Source organism: Herbaspirillum sp. AP02 (genome assembly GCF_015767275.1).
In the GTDB taxonomy this organism is placed as follows: domain Bacteria; phylum Pseudomonadota; class Gammaproteobacteria; order Burkholderiales; family Burkholderiaceae_D; genus Herbaspirillum.
This window is the reverse complement of sequence record NZ_JADWMY010000002.1, coordinates 239,149-255,537: the sequence shown is the minus strand read 5'-3', so window position 1 is coordinate 255,537 and position 16,389 is coordinate 239,149. Positions and strand designations below refer to the sequence as shown.

The 16,389-nt window shown below is 61.3% G+C and carries 21 protein-coding genes; 16 read left to right on the top strand and 5 right to left on the bottom strand.

Going from position 1 to position 16,389, the window contains the following annotated elements; translation table 11 throughout:
- Positions 1-54: 54 nt before the first annotated feature.
- Positions 55-702 carry a uracil phosphoribosyltransferase gene (gene upp, locus I5R65_RS07115; protein ID WP_180665780.1) on the top strand — a complete coding sequence of 216 codons (648 nt, stop codon included), beginning with the start codon at positions 55-57 and terminating at the stop codon, positions 700-702.
- Between the two features lie 79 nt (positions 703-781).
- Here upp and I5R65_RS07110 read toward each other — a convergent pair whose 3' ends face one another.
- The 4 genes from I5R65_RS07110 to I5R65_RS07095 all read right to left on the bottom strand — a co-directional run bounded on the left by I5R65_RS07110 (position 782) and on the right by I5R65_RS07095 (position 4,163).
- Positions 782-2,221 carry an NAD(P)(+) transhydrogenase (Re/Si-specific) subunit beta gene (locus I5R65_RS07110; RefSeq protein WP_180665778.1) on the bottom strand — a complete coding sequence of 480 codons (1,440 nt, stop codon included), beginning with the start codon at positions 2,219-2,221 and terminating at the stop codon, positions 782-784.
- Positions 2,218-2,532, bottom strand: a complete 315-nt coding sequence (locus I5R65_RS07105; protein ID WP_006461707.1) for an NAD(P) transhydrogenase subunit alpha — start codon at positions 2,530-2,532, stop codon at positions 2,218-2,220. Before I5R65_RS07105 ends, I5R65_RS07110 begins: the two co-directional genes overlap by 4 nt.
- Positions 2,533-2,594: 62 nt before the next feature.
- A complete protein-coding gene (gene panD, locus I5R65_RS07100) occupies positions 2,595-2,957 on the bottom strand; it encodes an aspartate 1-decarboxylase (protein ID WP_006461708.1) in 363 nt (120 codons plus the stop codon).
- 90 nt (positions 2,958-3,047) lie between these two features.
- On the bottom strand, positions 3,048-4,163 hold the full coding sequence (locus tag I5R65_RS07095) for a Re/Si-specific NAD(P)(+) transhydrogenase subunit alpha (protein ID WP_180665776.1): 1,116 nt from the start codon (positions 4,161-4,163) through the stop codon (positions 3,048-3,050).
- Positions 4,164-4,329: 166 nt separating this feature from the next.
- Here I5R65_RS07095 and I5R65_RS07090 point away from each other — a divergent pair, with 166 nt between their 5' ends.
- From I5R65_RS07090 to bfr, 9 genes are all read left to right on the top strand, one after another.
- Complete coding sequence (locus tag I5R65_RS07090; protein WP_180665774.1) at positions 4,330-4,821, top strand: NUDIX hydrolase; 492 nt, start codon at positions 4,330-4,332, stop codon at positions 4,819-4,821.
- Between the two features lie 39 nt (positions 4,822-4,860).
- Positions 4,861-5,967: a tRNA 2-thiouridine(34) synthase MnmA gene (gene mnmA / locus I5R65_RS07085; RefSeq protein WP_180665772.1), complete on the top strand. Its 1,107-nt coding sequence runs from the start codon at positions 4,861-4,863 to the stop codon at positions 5,965-5,967.
- A gap of 220 nt (positions 5,968-6,187) precedes the next feature.
- Positions 6,188-6,376 carry a hemin uptake protein HemP gene (gene hemP, locus I5R65_RS07080; protein ID WP_006461712.1) on the top strand — a complete coding sequence of 63 codons (189 nt, stop codon included), beginning with the start codon at positions 6,188-6,190 and terminating at the stop codon, positions 6,374-6,376.
- A gap of 95 nt (positions 6,377-6,471) precedes the next feature.
- Entirely contained in the window at positions 6,472-6,795 is a 324-nt protein-coding gene (locus tag I5R65_RS07075) for a hypothetical protein (protein ID WP_180665770.1), read from the top strand.
- 30 nt (positions 6,796-6,825) lie between these two features.
- Complete coding sequence (locus I5R65_RS07070) at positions 6,826-7,053, top strand: bacterioferritin-associated ferredoxin (RefSeq protein ID WP_180666285.1); 228 nt, start codon at positions 6,826-6,828, stop codon at positions 7,051-7,053.
- A gap of 9 nt (positions 7,054-7,062) precedes the next feature.
- Positions 7,063-7,761: an energy transducer TonB gene (locus I5R65_RS07065; RefSeq protein ID WP_180665768.1), complete on the top strand. Its 699-nt coding sequence runs from the start codon at positions 7,063-7,065 to the stop codon at positions 7,759-7,761.
- Between the two features lie 112 nt (positions 7,762-7,873).
- Positions 7,874-8,605 (top strand): MotA/TolQ/ExbB proton channel family protein, encoded by a 732-nt coding sequence (locus tag I5R65_RS07060; protein WP_180665766.1) that lies wholly within the window; start codon positions 7,874-7,876, stop codon positions 8,603-8,605.
- A complete protein-coding gene (locus I5R65_RS07055; RefSeq protein WP_180665764.1) occupies positions 8,605-9,021 on the top strand; it encodes a biopolymer transporter ExbD in 417 nt (138 codons plus the stop codon). Before I5R65_RS07060 ends, I5R65_RS07055 begins: the two co-directional genes overlap by 1 nt.
- A 258-nt stretch (positions 9,022-9,279) precedes the next feature.
- On the top strand, positions 9,280-9,759 hold the full coding sequence (bfr, locus tag I5R65_RS07050) for a bacterioferritin (protein ID WP_180665762.1): 480 nt from the start codon (positions 9,280-9,282) through the stop codon (positions 9,757-9,759).
- 87 nt (positions 9,760-9,846) lie between these two features.
- Here bfr and I5R65_RS07045 read toward each other — a convergent pair whose 3' ends face one another.
- Positions 9,847-10,461: a glutathione S-transferase family protein gene (locus I5R65_RS07045; protein ID WP_180665760.1), complete on the bottom strand. Its 615-nt coding sequence runs from the start codon at positions 10,459-10,461 to the stop codon at positions 9,847-9,849.
- A 233-nt stretch (positions 10,462-10,694) separates the two neighbouring features.
- On the opposite strand from I5R65_RS07045, the gene purB reads away from it, so the two are divergent.
- From purB to I5R65_RS07015, 6 genes are all read left to right on the top strand, one after another.
- Entirely contained in the window at positions 10,695-12,062 is a 1,368-nt protein-coding gene (gene purB / locus I5R65_RS07040; protein ID WP_180665758.1) for an adenylosuccinate lyase, read from the top strand.
- A 317-nt stretch (positions 12,063-12,379) separates the two neighbouring features.
- Complete coding sequence (locus tag I5R65_RS07035) at positions 12,380-12,904, top strand: cytochrome b (protein WP_180665756.1); 525 nt, start codon at positions 12,380-12,382, stop codon at positions 12,902-12,904.
- Positions 12,905-12,963: 59 nt separating this feature from the next.
- Entirely contained in the window at positions 12,964-13,527 is a 564-nt protein-coding gene (locus tag I5R65_RS07030) for a YceI family protein (protein ID WP_180665754.1), read from the top strand.
- Between the two features lie 94 nt (positions 13,528-13,621).
- Positions 13,622-14,194 carry a YceI family protein gene (locus tag I5R65_RS07025; RefSeq protein ID WP_180665752.1) on the top strand — a complete coding sequence of 191 codons (573 nt, stop codon included), beginning with the start codon at positions 13,622-13,624 and terminating at the stop codon, positions 14,192-14,194.
- 213 nt (positions 14,195-14,407) lie between these two features.
- Positions 14,408-15,043 (top strand): pyridoxamine 5'-phosphate oxidase, encoded by a 636-nt coding sequence (pdxH, locus tag I5R65_RS07020; RefSeq protein ID WP_180665750.1) that lies wholly within the window; start codon positions 14,408-14,410, stop codon positions 15,041-15,043.
- A gap of 57 nt (positions 15,044-15,100) precedes the next feature.
- Positions 15,101-16,306 (top strand): cyclopropane-fatty-acyl-phospholipid synthase family protein, encoded by a 1,206-nt coding sequence (locus tag I5R65_RS07015; protein WP_180665748.1) that lies wholly within the window; start codon positions 15,101-15,103, stop codon positions 16,304-16,306.
- The last annotated feature ends 83 nt before the right edge of the window (positions 16,307-16,389 follow it).

Sequence of the window (16,389 nt, the reverse complement as noted above, 5' to 3'; positions counted from 1 at the left end):
CGACAATGCTGACTCGCGGCGCCAGCCGCCCCACCTAGCAGACACGCATTTGCCATGAAACAAGACCCGCGCTTCAAGAACCTCTTCATCCTCGACCATCCGCTGATCCAGCACAAGCTGTCGCACATGCGGGACAAGCGCACCTCCACGCGCACCTTCCGCGACCTGCTGCGCGAAATCACGCTGCTGATGGGTTACGAAATCACGCGCGACCTGCCACTGACCACCGAGACCATCGAAACCCCGCTGGTGAGTTATGAAGCGCCGGTGATCGCCGGCAAGAAGCTGGCCGTGGTGCCGGTGCTGCGCGCTGGCGTGGGCATGAGCGATGGCCTGCTGGAACTGATTCCTTCGGCCCGTGTAGGCCATATCGGCGTCTACCGTGACGAGAACCACCTGCCGGTGGAATACCTGGTGCGCCTGCCGGACCTGCAGGACCGCATCATGATCCTGTGCGACCCGATGGTGGCCACCGGCAACTCCGCCGTCTATGCAGTCGATGCGCTGAAGAAGCGCGGCGTACCGGCTTCGCACATTGTCTTCGTGGCGCTGGTCGCCGCCCCGGAAGGCGTGCAGGTGTTCACCGATGCGCACCCGGACGTGAAGCTGTATGTCGCCTCGCTGGATTCGCACCTGAACGAGGACGCCTACATCGTGCCGGGCCTGGGCGATGCAGGGGACCGTATCTTCGGCACCAAGTAAGCGACGTAGCGGTCACCAAGGAAAACGGGTTGCGCATCGCGCAACCCGTTTTTTCATGCCTGTCCTGCGCAGGGGGAAGTCAGTCCACCGCCTTGACCATATCCTCGATGACCTTCTTGGCATCGCCAAAGACCATCATGGTCTTGTCCATGTAGAACAGTTCGTTGTCCAGCCCGGCATAACCGGCGGCCATGGAGCGCTTGTTCACGATCACGGTCTTGGCCTTGTAGGCTTCCAGGATGGGCATGCCGGCGATCGGGGACTTCGGGTCCTTGGCGGCCGGGTTGACCACGTCGTTGGCGCCCAGCACCAGCACCACATCGGCCTGGCCGAATTCGCTGTTGATGTCTTCCATCTCGAAGACCTGGTCATAGGGGACCTCGGCCTCGGCCAGCAGCACGTTCATGTGGCCCGGCATGCGACCGGCCACCGGGTGGATCGCATACTTCACGGTCACGCCGTTGTGGGTGAGCTTTTCGGTCAATTCCTTCAGGGCATGCTGGGCGCGCGCCACTGCCAGGCCGTAGCCGGGCACGATGATGACGGTTTCGGCATTGCCCATCAGGAAGGCTGCATCATCGGCCGAACCGGACTTGACGTTGCGCTGCTGCTGCACACCACCACCCACGGCAGCCGCCTCGCCGCCAAAGCCGCCCAGGATCACGTTGAAGAAGGAGCGGTTCATCGCCTTGCACATGATGTAGGACAGGATCGCGCCAGACGAGCCGACCAGCGAACCGGCGATGATGAGCATGGAATTGTTGAGCGAAAAGCCGATGCCGGCCGCCGCCCAGCCGGAATAGCTGTTGAGCATCGAGACCACCACCGGCATGTCGGCGCCGCCGATGGGGATGATGATCAGCACGCCCAGGGCAAAGGCAATCGCCGCCATGATGATGAAGGGCAACCAGTTCTGCGTGAGCACGAAGATGATGCCGAAGCCGATCATCGCCACCGCGAGCAGGAGGTTCAGGAAGTGCTGGCCGGAGAAGTTGACCGGGGCCCCCTGGAACAGGCGGAACTTGTACTTGCCCGAGAGCTTCCCGAAGGCAATCACCGAGCCCGAGAACGTGATGGCGCCCACGAAGGTACCGATGAACAGTTCCACCCGGTTGCCCACCGGGATGGCTTGCCCATGGCCGGAAATACCCAGCGCCCATGGTTCGGCCACGGCCGCGACGGCGATGCAGACCGCCGCCAGGCCAATCAGCGAGTGCATCGCCGCGACCAGTTCGGGCATCTTGGTCATTTCGACGCTGCGCGCCAGGTAGGCACCGATGCCGCCACCCACAATCACGCCCGCCGCCACCAGCAGGTAGCCAATGTCGCCGGAGGCGTTGCCGCCCTCGCTCTTGATCTTGATGATCAGCGCCAGCGTGGTCAGCACTGCGATCAGCATGCCGGCGATGCCGAAGCTGTTGCCGCGCCGCGCGGTAGCCGGATGCGACAGGCCTTTGAGCGCCTGGATGAAGCAGATCGATGCGATCAGGTACAACAGGGTCCCCACGTTCATGCTCATGCTTGTTCTCCCGACTTGGCCTTGGGCTCTTTCTTCTTGAACATTTCCAGCATGCGCTGGGTCACCATGAAGCCACCGAATACGTTGACCGCCGCCAGCGCCACGGCCAGCGTGCCGGCAATGCGGCCCACCGTGCCTTCGGTCAGACCGGCGGCCAGCATGGCGCCGATGATGATGATGGCCGAGATGGCATTGGTCACCGCCATGAGCGGTGTGTGCAGAGCGGGAGTGACGGTCCAGACCACGTGGTAGCCGACATAGATGGCCAGCACGAAGATGATCAGGTTGATGATGGTGTGGCTGACTTCCATGTTGTTCCTCCTTGTGGCACGACCGGCCGAAGCGGCTGGCCGTGCGGATTATTGGTGAGGGGTCAGATCGCTTTGAGGCTGGTGATGCGGTTCTTGTCGTCCACGAAGACGACCTTGGGCTTGTAGGTGGCGACTTCTTCATCGCTCATCGGCGCATAGGTGCAGATGATCAGCAGGTCACCCAGGTGGGCCAGGCGGGCTGCCGCACCATTGAGCGAAATCTCGCCGCTGCCGCGCTTGCCGCGGATGGCGTAGGTGGAGAAGCGTTCGCCGTTGTTGACGTTGTAGAGCTCGATTTTCTCGAACTCGCGGATGTCAGCCGCTTCCAGCAGGTCTTCGTCGATCCCGCAGGAGCCTTCGTAGTTCAGGTCGCACTGGGTGACCGAGGCGCGATGGATTTTCGCGCGCAGCATGATGCGTTGCATGTACTTCTTCCTTCTTTGTTTCCGTGGGTGATGGAGTGCAGCTTAAGGGCCAGGATTGCCCGGGTTTTCCACCGAGCCGGGCCGGCAGGTTCATTTGCGCAGGATCTCTCCGCCCTGACAGAGCAGCGTGGCCGCGACGATGTCGTCTTCCCGGTTGATGACCAGCTTGCCCTCGGCATCGATGACCAGTTTCAGGAAGTCCAGCACGTTGCGTGCATACAGAGCGGAGGCGTCGGCCGCCACCAGGGCCGCCAGGTTGCCTTCGCCGATGATGTGTACCCCGTGCTTGATGACAGTCTTGCCGGGTTCCGACAAGGGGCAGTTGCCGCCCTGGTCGACCGCCATGTCCAGAATCACCGAACCGGGCTTCATGGCCTTGACGGTCTCTTCGCTGATCAGCACCGGCGCCTTGCGGCCGGGGATCAGGGCGGTCGTGATGATGATATCGGCCTGCCTGGCGCGCTCGTGGACCAGCTCGGCCTGGCGCTTCATCCAGTCCGGCGGCATGGGGCGGGCATAGCCGCCCACGCCCTGGGCGATTTCCTTTTCTTCATCGGTCAGGAAGGGAACGTCCAGGAACTTGGCGCCCAGCGACTCGATCTGCTCCTTCACGGCCGGACGCACGTCGGACGCCTCGATCACCGCACCCAGGCGCTTGGCGGTGGCAATGGCCTGCAGGCCGGCCACGCCAGCGCCCATGATCAGCATGCGGGCGGCCTTGACGGTACCGGCGGCGGTCATGAGCATGGGCATGAAGCGCTGGTAGGTGTTGGCCGCCATCAGCACGGCCTTGTAGCCGGCGATGTTGGCCTGTGAAGACAGCACGTCCATGGATTGCGCCCGCGTGGTACGCGGCGCGGCCTCCAGGGCGAAGGCGGTGAGCCCGGCGGCGGCCATGGCGGCGATGTTGTCGGCATCGAAGGGGTTGAGCATGCCGATGACCACTGTGCCTGGCGTGATGCGGGCCCGCTCGCTCTGGCTGGGGGCGCGCACCTTGAGCAGGATTTCGGCGCTGTAGACGGCATCGGCACTGCCGATGCTGGCACCGACGGCCACATAGGCCTCGTCAGGAATGCTGGACCTGATCCCGGCCCCGGATTCGACCATCACCTCGTGCCTGGCGGCCACCAGTTTCTTGACGGTTTCGGGGGTGGCGGCGACACGCGTTTCTCCGTCCCGGCTTTCGGCGGGGATCGCTATCCTCATTCCTGGCTCCTTTTTTTGTGGATTCTTACCCCAATCTTACACGACTGCACTTGTCGGCCAAGTAATTTACCGATGTGTGAGAACCGCCGTGGCCGCTTGTGTGGCGAGGGCTGGCGCTGAAGAGTCGGCCCCGACAGGGTAGAATGCCGGATTCACGAGGTCATCAATGTCTGAAGTCTGGAAACCCTCTGTCACCGTCGCCGCCGTCATCGAGCGCGACGGTCGCTTCCTGATGGTGGAAGAACACAGCGCCGGCGGGCTGCGCATCAACCAGCCGGCCGGGCACCTGGAACCAGGCGAGTCGCTCATCACGGCGGCAGTGCGCGAGGCGCTGGAAGAGTCGGCCCATGTGTTCAGCCCTACCGCCCTGGTCGGCACCTACCTGTCGCGCAATGTGTCGTCCTCCCGCGGCGGGATGTCGGTCACCTACCTGCGCTTCGCCTTTGCCGGGACGGTCGGTGATGCACTCGATCGACCGCTGGATGAAGGCATCGTGCGCGCCCTCTGGATGACACGCGACGAACTGGCGGCCTGTGCCCAGCGCCACCGCAGCCCCCTGGTACTGCGCTGCGTGGACGACTACCTGCGCGGCCAGCGGGCGCCGCTGGAGCTGGTGCATACCGATCCCAGCGCGATCGGGAACCTGCCGGACCATTGAGCGACAGCAGCGCTGCCTGTCGCATAGAACGGAAACAACATGAGCAAGAAAAAAGTAGTCATCGGCATGTCGGGCGGCGTGGATTCGTCGGTTTCGGCATGGCTGCTGAAGGAGCAGGGTTATGAAGTCATCGGCCTGTTCATGAAGAACTGGGAAGATGACGACGATTCGGAATACTGCTCCACCCGCGAAGACTGGATCGACGCGGTCAGCGTGGCCGATGTGGTCGGGGTGGACATCGAAGCGGTCAACTTCGCCTCCGAATACAAGGATCGCGTCTTTGCCGAATTCCTGCGCGAGTACCAGGCCGGCCGCACGCCCAATCCGGACGTGCTGTGCAATGCCGAGATCAAGTTCAAGGCCTTCCTGGACCACGCCATGAAGCTGGGGGCCGACCTGATCGCCACCGGTCACTATGCACGCGTACGCCAGGGTCCGCAGGGTGATTTCCAGCTGCTCAAGGCAATGGACGCCAGCAAGGACCAGAGCTACTTCCTGCATCGCCTGAACCAGGAGCAGCTCTCGCGCACCGTCTTCCCGTTGGGAGAGATCCACAAGACCGAAGTGCGCAAGATCGCCGAGCAGCTGCAACTGCCCAATGCGAAGAAGAAGGATTCGACCGGCATCTGCTTCATCGGCGAGCGGCCCTTCCGCGAATTCCTCAACCGCTACCTCTCCTACAAGCCGGGGCCGATCAAGACCGCCGATGGCCAGACGGTGGGCGAGCATGTGGGCCTGTCGTTCTATACGCTGGGCCAGCGCAAGGGGATCGGCATCGGTGGCCTGAAGGCGCACCAGAATGCCGACGGCCATGGCGACGCCTGGTACGTGGCGCGCAAGGATGTGGACAACAACACCCTCTACATCGTGCAGGGCCATGACCACCCCTGGCTGCTGTCGCCCACGCTCTCGGCCGGCCAGGTCAGCTGGGTGGCCGGCCGTGCGCCGCAACTGCCGGCGCTGTCGGCCAAGACGCGCTATCGCCAGGCCGACGTACCCTGCGGCTTCAGCGACGCCGGCGCCAGCTTTTCGCTGGCCTTCGACAATGCGCAGTGGGCCGTCACGCCGGGCCAGTCTGCCGTGTTGTACGACGGCGACGTCTGCCTGGGTGGCGGCATCATCGAAACCGGCGCCTTGCCCGACTAGATATTCCACTCAAGCAAGCTCCAGGCGCCCCGATGGTGATTTCACCTCGGGGCGTTTTCTTTTTGGCAACATCCCGACGTCTTGCTGGCCTTGAACTGTCACCTTGATGACTCCAGATGATAAAAATTATCAATCACACCGATAAAAGGGCTTGCAATCCGGACGCAAATGACAAATAATCTAAATAAGAATTGTTCGCATTTAATAGGAGGTGATTGTAATGAGCCAACTGAACGACAACAGCATGGAACGTCGCAACAAGCCGGGCACGACCGCCAACGGAACTCCGATCACACGCATCAAGAGCACGGACCTGTTCCGTCAGATGCGCGAACTGGAGATCGACCACGGCGGTCGCATCTACAAGCTGCGACTGACGCAATTGAACAAGCTGATCCTGACGGCCTGATCCGGCCTTCTTCAGGAATAGGTGGATAAACAGGCCAGCCAGCGTCGTTCGTCATGACGCGTCGCCAGCCAAGCTAGCCCAGCGAGGAGAGTTTGATGGTTACCCAGAACATGACGTCCGCATTCGTGGAACCCAACAACGCACCGGCCCAACCTGAACTTCTGGTGTCGGCCGTGTTGCATCTGATGTCGCACTACACCGCCAACAACAGCCAGGAAACGCAAAGCTGCGTGAAGCTGGCTTCGGTGATCGAAAGACACCTGAAAGCGCTGGCGGAATTGCCCAACCTGGCACCGGTACTGCGAGCGACCTGCCAGCAGTTGTCGGAACAATGGGCACATGTGGTGGAACGGACGATGCCGCCGCCCGAAAAATTCAATTTCTTCTCGCGCATGGTGGCAGGAGCGAGATCTGCATAGAGCCTGATGAAGCAGGCAGCAAGGCGTACAATGATCGTATGTGTTTGTAACAACATCTCCGAAGGCAAGATCCATCAGGCGGTCGATGCAGGCATGACGTCCATGGCCGAGTTGCGCAAGCAGCTCGGCGTTGGCACCTGCTGCGGCAAGTGTCATTCCTGCGCCAAGAGTGTCCTGCGCGAGTGTCTCAGCCAAACCCGTCAAACACAGCAAGGCGCCCGACCGGTGGTGTTTCATCGCGCACTGGCGGCCGCCTGAACAAGATCAATGAACGCCATTTCACCGTCTCTCATGAGTGTCAGCCCACCCAGCGCCCTGATGCGCCAGGTACGCAAGATCGGTCCGCTGGGACTGATCATCCTGTTGCACATCGCATTCTTCTGGGCGCTGCAAAGCGGCCTGGTCAAGCAGGTCGTCAACGCCGTACCCAAGGAAGTCATCGCCACCTTCATCGTGCCGGAAAAGGCGCCCGTACCTGCACCGCCCAAAGCCGAGCCCGCTCCGCCCAAGGAGGTGAAGATCGTCAAGAAGGTCGTAGCCCCGCCCAAACCGGTACCCGTCACGGAAACGCCAGCGCCCACGGCCATCACCGCGCCGCCGCAGCCACCACAGCCGGCCACGCCCGCGCCGCAGGCAGCCGCCGAGCCGACGCCGGCACCGGCCGCACCGCCGGGTCCGGTCCTGCCCAAGCAGATCACTTCGGGCATCGAATACATCGAGAAACCGAACCCGGCCTACCCCAGCGTTTCGCGTCGCATGGGTGAAGAAGGCGTGGTCGAGTTCCGCGTGACGGTCAACACCAGCGGGCGTGCGGAAAAGGTGGAAATCACCAAGTCCTCCGGCTACTCCCGTCTGGACGATGCAGCGCGTACGGCCATCATGCGTGCCGTGTTCAAGCCCTACATCGAGAATGGCAAGGCCATCACCGTCAGCACGGTCGGCAGCCTGGCTTTCCGCCTGAACTGAGGCCGGACGACGCCACACTGGACAGCATTGACAGCATTTTGCCGGGCCTGGCCCGGCATCCTACTCGTTTCATCATCCCCTCATCTGATAGACACAAATAGAAGGAAATATCATGGAAGTTAGTCCCTACGGATTGGAAAGCCTCTGGGCGCAAGGCGATTTCGTGACCAAGGGCGTCGCCGTCCTGTTGCTGGCGATGTCGATCGCGTCCTGGTACGTGATCGTCACCAAGGCGCTGCAGCTGCTGCGCTTCCGCAAGGCCTCGGCGGCCGCCGGCCACCAGTTCTGGGATACCACCAGCCTGCCCGAAGGCGTGGCCACGCTGGGCCAGGAAAATCCCTTCGCCGAAGTCGCCCGCGCCGGCGTCACCGCCATGAGCCACCACACCGCCCACAAGGGCCACCTGCATGACCAGCTGTCGGTGAGCGACTGGGTCACCCTCTCGCTGCGCCAGGCCATCGACGAAGCCTCGGGCAAGCTGCAGACCGGCATGGCCGTGCTGGCATCGGTCGGCTCCACTGCCCCCTTCGTGGGCCTGTTCGGCACCGTCTGGGGCATCTATCACGCACTGGTCTCCATCGGCACCACCGGCCAGGCCAGCATCGACAAGGTCGCAGGTCCCGTCGGCGAAGCCCTGATCATGACCGCACTCGGCCTGGCCGTGGCCATTCCCGCCACCTTTGGCTACAACGCACTGGTACGCGGCAACAAGACCACCATCGCCAAGCTCAACAAGTTCGGTTTCGACCTGCACGCCCTGTTCGTCACCGGCGCCCGCGCTGCCGGTGAAGATGGCCAGCCCAATGGCGGCAAGGCCAAGCTGAGCGCCGTCGGGAGGGCATGATGGCAATGGGTTCCCTGTCCGATTCGGACGACGACTTCAACCCGGAGATCAACACCACGCCGCTGGTGGACGTGATGCTGGTGCTGCTGATCATCTTCATCATCACCATCCCGGTGATGAACCATGCGGTCAAGATCGATCTGCCCAAGGCCAGCAGTCAGCCCGATCAGGTCAAGCCGGAAAGCATCAACCTGTCCATCGACGCGACCGGAAATGTCTTCTGGAACGAAGAGAAGATCGACAGCAGCGAGCTGAGCGCACGCATCGCCGTGGCAGCCCAGAAGCAACCGCAACCCGAACTGCACCTGCGCGCCGAACGCACCACGCAATACGAAAAGGTGGCGCAGGTGATGTCGGCTGCACAATCGGGCGGCCTCGCCAAGATCGGTTTTGTGACGGATCCTGACAAGAAATAAAACCTGGCGCGACCAATCGTCCGGTCGCACAGGCCCGTCCCGCAAGGGCGGCAAGAAAAACCTCTCTCGCTCGTCGACAGAGGTTTTTTTGTATTCATTCATTTGCGGCAACAAAGGCAAGAATGATTCGCGCTAATTAATGATGAAGATTGGAAACGCCTGCGTTATGATCCGTCCGTCAACGCCGTGGCCAGGCAGCCATCCGCCCCCCAGCAAACGCGGCTCCCCCTTCAATTCCCCCATTTATTCGAGGTGCCCATGAAAGGCGATCCCGCAGTCATCAAGTTGCTCAATGCCCAGTTGACCAACGAACTTACCGCCATCAACCAGTATTTCCTGCATGCCCGCATGTACAAGCACTGGGGTCTGGACAAGATCGGCGCCAAGGAATACGCCGAATCCATCGGCGAAATGAAGCATGCCGACAAGCTGATCGACCGCATCCTGATGCTTGATGGCCTGCCCAACCTGCAGGCGCTGCACAAGCTGATGATCGGCGAAAACACCCCCGAGATGCTGCAATGTGACCTGAAGCTGGAACAGGCAGCGCACAAGACCGTCAAGGAAGGCATCGCCACCTGCGAACAGCACGGCGACTATGTTTCCCGCGAACTGTTCCAGATGATCCTGGACGACACCGAAGAACATATCGACTGGCTGGAAACCCAGCTGGACCTGATCGACAAGGTCGGCCTCCAGAACTACCTGCAAAGCCAGATGTCGCCCGCCAGCGAGTGAACCTGGGCTGCCCAGGCAGACAAATAAAAAGCGCGCCCGGATGAGCGCGCTTTTTTATTGCCCAGCTCCCCGGCAAGCGGGGCCGGTTTAGATGTGTGGCACCGTATCCTTGAACGACACCCGTTCCGACACCTTGTCGAACAGTCGCGCCAGTTGTGGAGAGTCATCGCGCCAGGTCTGATCCGGGAAGCGGAAGCTCAGCCAGCCCAGCGCACAGCACACCGCCACGTCGGCCAGGGTGTAGTGGTTACCCACGCAGAAAGGCTTTTCGCCCAAACCATCGGCCATGGCCTTGAGCGAGGCCTCGACCTTGCTCCACTGACGCTTGATCCATTCCGGGCTCTGCTGCTTGGTGGGACGCATGGTCTTTTCAAGCCGCACCAGCACGGCCGCATCCAGCATGCCGTCCGCCAGCGCTTCCCAGCACTTGATCTCGGCGCGTTCACGACCATTGGGGGGCAGCAGCTTGCCTACCGGCGTCAGGGTGTCCAGATACTCGACGATCACGCGGGAGTCGAACATGGCACCACCGTCATCCATCAGCAGGCAAGGCACCTTGCCCAGCGGATTGCTCTCTTGGATGGTGGTCGATGCGCTCCAGACATCTTCCAGAATGAATTCGTAATCGATCTTTTTTTCAGCCATCACGACGCGCACCTTGCGCACGAAGGGACTGGCATTGGAGCCGATGAGTTTTAGCATAGCAAGTGGAGTAATTATATGAGTCGATTATAACATTCGCATTTCCGGGCAAAATCGTGAAGAGTAATGCCAGGGACGGAAAGCAACGGTCGGCCAACAACGCATGCTGGCCGGAAAACTGGGCTGTCCCGCGCACGGATGGTAAAATGCCGGCCTCGGGCGATTCGGGTTTTTAGGCAAATGCCTCTGAAAACTCGCCAATCTTCAGTCAACGCATCTCATCCGTTTCCATCATGTCCCTCTCTGCTCTCTCGGCCCTGTCCCCGCTGGACGGCCGCTACGCCTCCAAGACCGATAAACTGCGTCCGCTGCTCTCTGAAGCGGGCTTCATGCATCATCGCGTGAAGGTCGAGATTGCCTGGCTGCAAGCCCTGTCCGAAGCCGGCTTCACCGAGATCAAGCCGTTCTCCGCCGATGCGCGCGCCCTGCTGGACAAGCTGGCCGCCGACTTCACCGAAGCCGACGCCGCCCGCATCAAGGAGATCGAAGCCGTCACCAACCATGACGTGAAGGCGGTCGAATACTGGCTCAAGGAAAAAGTGAAGGATGTGCCGGAACTGGTGGCCGCCTCCGAATTCATCCACTTCGCCTGCACCTCCGAAGACATCAACAACACCTCGCACGGCATGATGTTGAAGGCCGCCCGCGACACCGTCGTGCTGCCCTCGCTGCAGGCCGTCATCGCCCGCCTGACCGACCTGGCCCACGAACACGCCGCCGTGCCAATGCTCTCGCGCACCCACGGCCAGCCGGCCAGCCCGACCACCCTGGGCAAGGAAGTGGCCAACGTCGTGGCGCGCCTGCAACGCGCCGCCAAGCGCATCGCCGCCGTCGAGATCCTGGGCAAGATGAACGGCGCCGTGGGTAACTACAACGCCCACTTGTCGGCCTACCCGCAGACCGACTGGGCTGCCTTCTCCAAGGAAGTAGTGGAACAGCGCCTGGGCCTGACCTTCAATCCCTACACCATCCAGATCGAGCCGCACGACTACATGGCCGAGCTGTTCGATGCCGTGGCCCGTACCAATACCATCCTGCTGGACCTGAACCGCGATATCTGGGGCTACATCTCCCTGGGCTACTTCAAGCAGCGCACCAAGGCTGGCGAAATCGGTTCCTCGACCATGCCGCACAAGGTCAACCCGATCGACTTCGAGAACTCCGAAGGCAACCTGGGCATGGCCAACGCCGTGTTGAAGCACCTCGCCGAAAAACTCCCGGTGTCGCGCTGGCAGCGTGACCTGACCGACTCCACCGTGCTGCGCAACATCGGCGTGGGCTTCGGTTACACCGTGCTGGCCTACGACAGCTGCCTGCGCGGCCTGAACAAGCTGGAAGTGAACCCGCAGCGCCTGGCCGACGACCTCGACGCCACCTGGGAAGTGCTGGCCGAGCCGGTGCAAACCGTGATGCGCCGCTATGGCATCGAGAATCCGTATGAGCAGCTGAAGGAACTGACCCGCGGCAAGGGCATTTCCAGGGAGGCCCTGCGCGACTTCATCAATGGTCTGGCGATCCCCCAGGAAGCCCGTGACCACCTGCTGGCCATGACCCCGGCCAACTACATCGGCACCGCGGTGGAACTGGCCAGGAAGATCTGATCCGGCCGGCACCGATTTGCCGGTATCGCTACCGAAATGGCGCACAGCAATGTGCGCCATTTTTCATTGCTGCGACTCGTACGGGAAATAAGCTGAGCCAATCAGCATTACTCGCAAAAGCGGATGGCTGAAGTACCATTTCAAGCAGTAATGCGAGTAGCCAAAGCTCTTTATACTCATCAACGTCAGAAAGAGTGGCATCATCCCTTGCCGTCGGGAATGCCGAGCACTTCCCCGACGCAAGTCCGGCCTGCCCGCGCTGCAGAACCATTGCTGAGCCAGCCGCTCCAACCGCCACCAACCCTGCCTGCCCCTCTATGGAACGCTATACCAAACCCGCCGTGCTGCTGCACTGGTTGATTGCCCTTCTGATCATCGCCGCCTTTGGCCTGGGCCTGACCATGGTCGACATTCCCGGCCTGACGCCCACCAAACTGAAGTATTTTTCCTGGCACAAGTGGCTAGGCGTGACCGTGCTGGCGCTGGTCTGCGTGCGCCTGCTATGGCGCCTCACGCACCAGGCGCCGGCCTACCCGCGCAACATGCCGCAATGGCAGCAATCCGCCGCCCATGGCCTGCACCTGGGCCTGTACATCCTGATGTTTGCCATTCCGGTTTCCGGCTATCTCTACAGCCTGGCCGCCGGCGTGCCGGTGGTCTACCTGGGCGTGGTGCCGCTGCCGGTGCTGATCGCCCCCAATCCCGAACTCAAGCCGCTGCTCAAGGCCACCCATTACTGGCTCAATATGACCCTGCTGGCGGCATTCGCCCTGCACGTGTTGGCCGCACTGAAGCACCAGTTCATCGATCGTGACAATATCTTCAAGCGCATGCTGCCCTGAGCCTGAACCCGGCACTGCCTGATTCTTCATCTCTTGCTCGTTTTTACACGGAACCCGACATGACCCTCTCCCGCTTCATTCGCCCCTCCCTGCTGGCCCTGGCCGCAGCATCCTTCACATTGGCTGCCCAGGCGGCCCCGCTGAAGGTCGATGCCGCCAAAAGCGCCGTGACCGCCACCTTCAAGCAGCTCAACGTCCCGGTGGATGCCAAGTTCAAGAAGTTCACCGCCACCATCGATTTCGATGCCGCCAAGCCGGCCGAAGGCAAGGCCACGGTCGAGATCGACGTCGCCAGCTTCGACCTGGGCGAACCTGAATACAACAAGGAAGTGCTGAAGAAGGAATGGTTCAACGCCGCCCAGTTCCCCAAGGCCACCTTCGTCACCAGCAGCATCAAGCCGGCCGGCACCGGCAAGTTCGACGTGGCCGGCAAGCTGACCATCAAGGGCAAGAGCACCGACGTCTCCTTCCCCCTGACGGTGAAGAAGGACGGCGCCGCCCAGGTCTTCGACGGCACCCTGCCCATCAAGCGCCTGACCTACAACATCGGTGAAGGCGAATGGAAGGACACCGGCATGGTGGCCGATGAAGTCACGATCAAGTTCCACATCGTCGCCCAGTAATCCAACACTAAAACAGCAGTCCCGCGCCATGTCGCACCGCCTTGCGGCGGGCTTCCCCCTAGCGCTTTTTTCTCTCAACAAGGAATCGAATCACATGAAACTGAACCACATCCTGCTCGCCCTGGTCGCCGCTGGCGCCGCCATGTCCGCCAATGCTGCCGACACCTACAGCATCGACCCCAGTCACACCTACCCCAGCTTCGAGGCTGACCACATGGGCGTGTCGATCTGGCGCGGCAAGTTCGACAAGACCAGCGGCACCGTGACCCTGGATCGCGCCGCCAAGACCGGCACCGTCGACATCATCGTGGACACCGCCTCCATCGACTTCGGCATGAGCAAGATGAACGACCATGCCAAGAGCGCCGAAATGTTCGACGTCGCCAAGTTCCCGACCGCCGAATACAAAGGCACGATCAAGTTCAACGGCGACAAGCCGGCCACCGTGGAAGGCAACCTGACCCTGCACGGCGTCACCAAGCCCGTCACCCTGACCCTGAACAAGTTCACCTGCATCCAGCACCCGATGCTCAAGCGTGAAGTCTGCGGCGGCGACGCCTCGGCCACCTTCAACCGTGCCGACTTCGGTATCGACTACGGCGCCAAGTACGGCTTCTCCACCGAGACCAAGCTGGCCATCCAGGTCGAAGCGATCAAGACCAACTGATTCGCTTTTCCAGCGCAGAGGTGAAACTCTGCAGCAGGAAACAAATAAAAGCCGATGCGATAATGCATCGGCTTTTTTGTTTGTACGCTTTGCTTGCGATCATGGAGCAATTCGCCGCAACGCCGCACAATGGCTCGCATTCGCCGTTTTGCTGCCCTGCAAAACTTTTTAAAACGCGCTAATCTAAGCGCCGTTCCCCAAGGAGCAAGTAGCATGTCGTTAGCAGACCTACGTAAAGACTACAGCCGCGCCAGCTTGTCCGAGCTCGATACCGCCACCGACCCGGTCGACCAGTTTGCGATCTGGTTCGACGAAGCGACCCGAGCGCAGATCCCCGAACCCAACGCTATGAGCGTGGCCACTGTCGGGGCCGATGGACGCCCCTCGTCGCGCATCGTGCTGATCAAGCAGTTCGATCAGCAGGGCTTTACCTGGTTTACCAACTACGACAGCCGCAAGGGCGTCGACGTCGCCGCCCAGCCTTACGTGGCCCTGCTGTTCCACTGGGTAGAACTGGAACGCCAGGTGCGTATCGAAGGAAAAATCGAGCGCGTTACCAAGGAAGAAAGTGACGCCTACTTCTACAGTCGCCCCCTGGCCAGTCAACTGGGTGCGATTGCGTCGCAGCAGAGCCACACCGTGACCGACCGCGAGACGCTGGAACAGCAATACGAAACGACCAAGCAGCAATTCGGGGAACATCCGCCCCGTCCCGAGCATTGGGGCGGCTACCGCGTCATTCCCGATCGCATTGAATTTTGGCAAGGCCGCCCCTCCCGCATGCACGACCGCGTACTCTACACGCGTGATACCAACGGGCAATGGCAGCGGCAACGCCTGCAGCCCTGAGGGAAGCAGCATGCCTGGCGGGGCTCAAAGCATTCATCACTGACGCGGAGGAAAATCGTGTTTTGGGAAAAGAAGCTTGACGCCTGGGTGGAAAACATCCGCAACGTATCCGCCCTGCCCCTGCGGCTGGTGCTGTGGAACGGACAGCAGTACGACTTCGGCACTGGCGCGCCGGAAGTCACCTTGAAAGTCCCGCATGCATCGGCCATCACTTCACTGCTGACGCCCTCCCTTTCCAACCTCGGCGAAGCCTACGTCGAGGGCAAGATCGACGTCGAGGGCAAGGTCAAGAACATCATCAACGTGGCCAATGCCCTGGCCTCCAACAGCCTCAAGGCCGAAGGCCGTCTGGGCCGCATGGTGCGCAGCGTGACGCACACCAAGAAGCGCGACGCCGAAGCCATCCAGTATCACTACGACGTCTCCAACGACTTCTACAAGCTGTTCCTGGACGAGAACATGGTCTACTCCTGCGCCTATTTCGAGAACGGCGATGAAGACCTGGCCAGCGCCCAGTTGAAGAAGATCGACCATATCCTGGAAAAGATCCAGCTCAAACCCGGCCAGACCCTGCTCGACATCGGCTGTGGCTGGGGTGCGCTGGTGCTGCGAGCGGCCCAGAAATACGGCGCGCGCTGCGTGGGCGTGACACTGTCGAAGAACCAGTATGCGCTGGCGCGCGAACGGGTCGAGGCCGCCGGACTCTCGGACCGCATCGACATCCGCCTGCAGGACTATCGCGATGTCACCGGCAGCTTCGACCGCATTACCTCGGTGGGCATGTTCGAGCACGTCGGCATCAAGAACCTGCCGGGCTACTTCGCCCAGATCCGCAAGTTGCTGGCCGATGGCGGCATGGCGATGAACCACGGCATCACCAGTACCGATATCGAAAACGGCGAGTCACCCTATGGTGCCGGCGAATTCATCGACAAGTACGTCTTCCCCGCCGGCGAACTGCCGCATATCGGTACCGTGCTCAAGACCATGCAGGAAGGCGGCCTGGAAGCCTTCGACGTTGAAAACCTGCGCCGGCACTACGCCCGTACCTGCGGCATCTGGGCCGACAACTTCGAAGCCAATACCGAGGCCATCCACAAGGTCACCGACGAGAAGCATTACCGTATCTGGCGCGTCTACCTGGCTGGCAGTTCCTATGGCTTCGAACGCGACTGGATTTCGCTCTATCAGGTCATCTGCACCAAGGCCGGCAGCAGCGCACAGACGCTGCCATGGTCACGCAAGTACATTTATCAAAAATAAGATTTCGCCTACTCCATCAAGCAAAACGGGCACGCTGCGGCATGCCCGTTCTGCTTTCTGCCCCATACACCGGGACGGCTCCC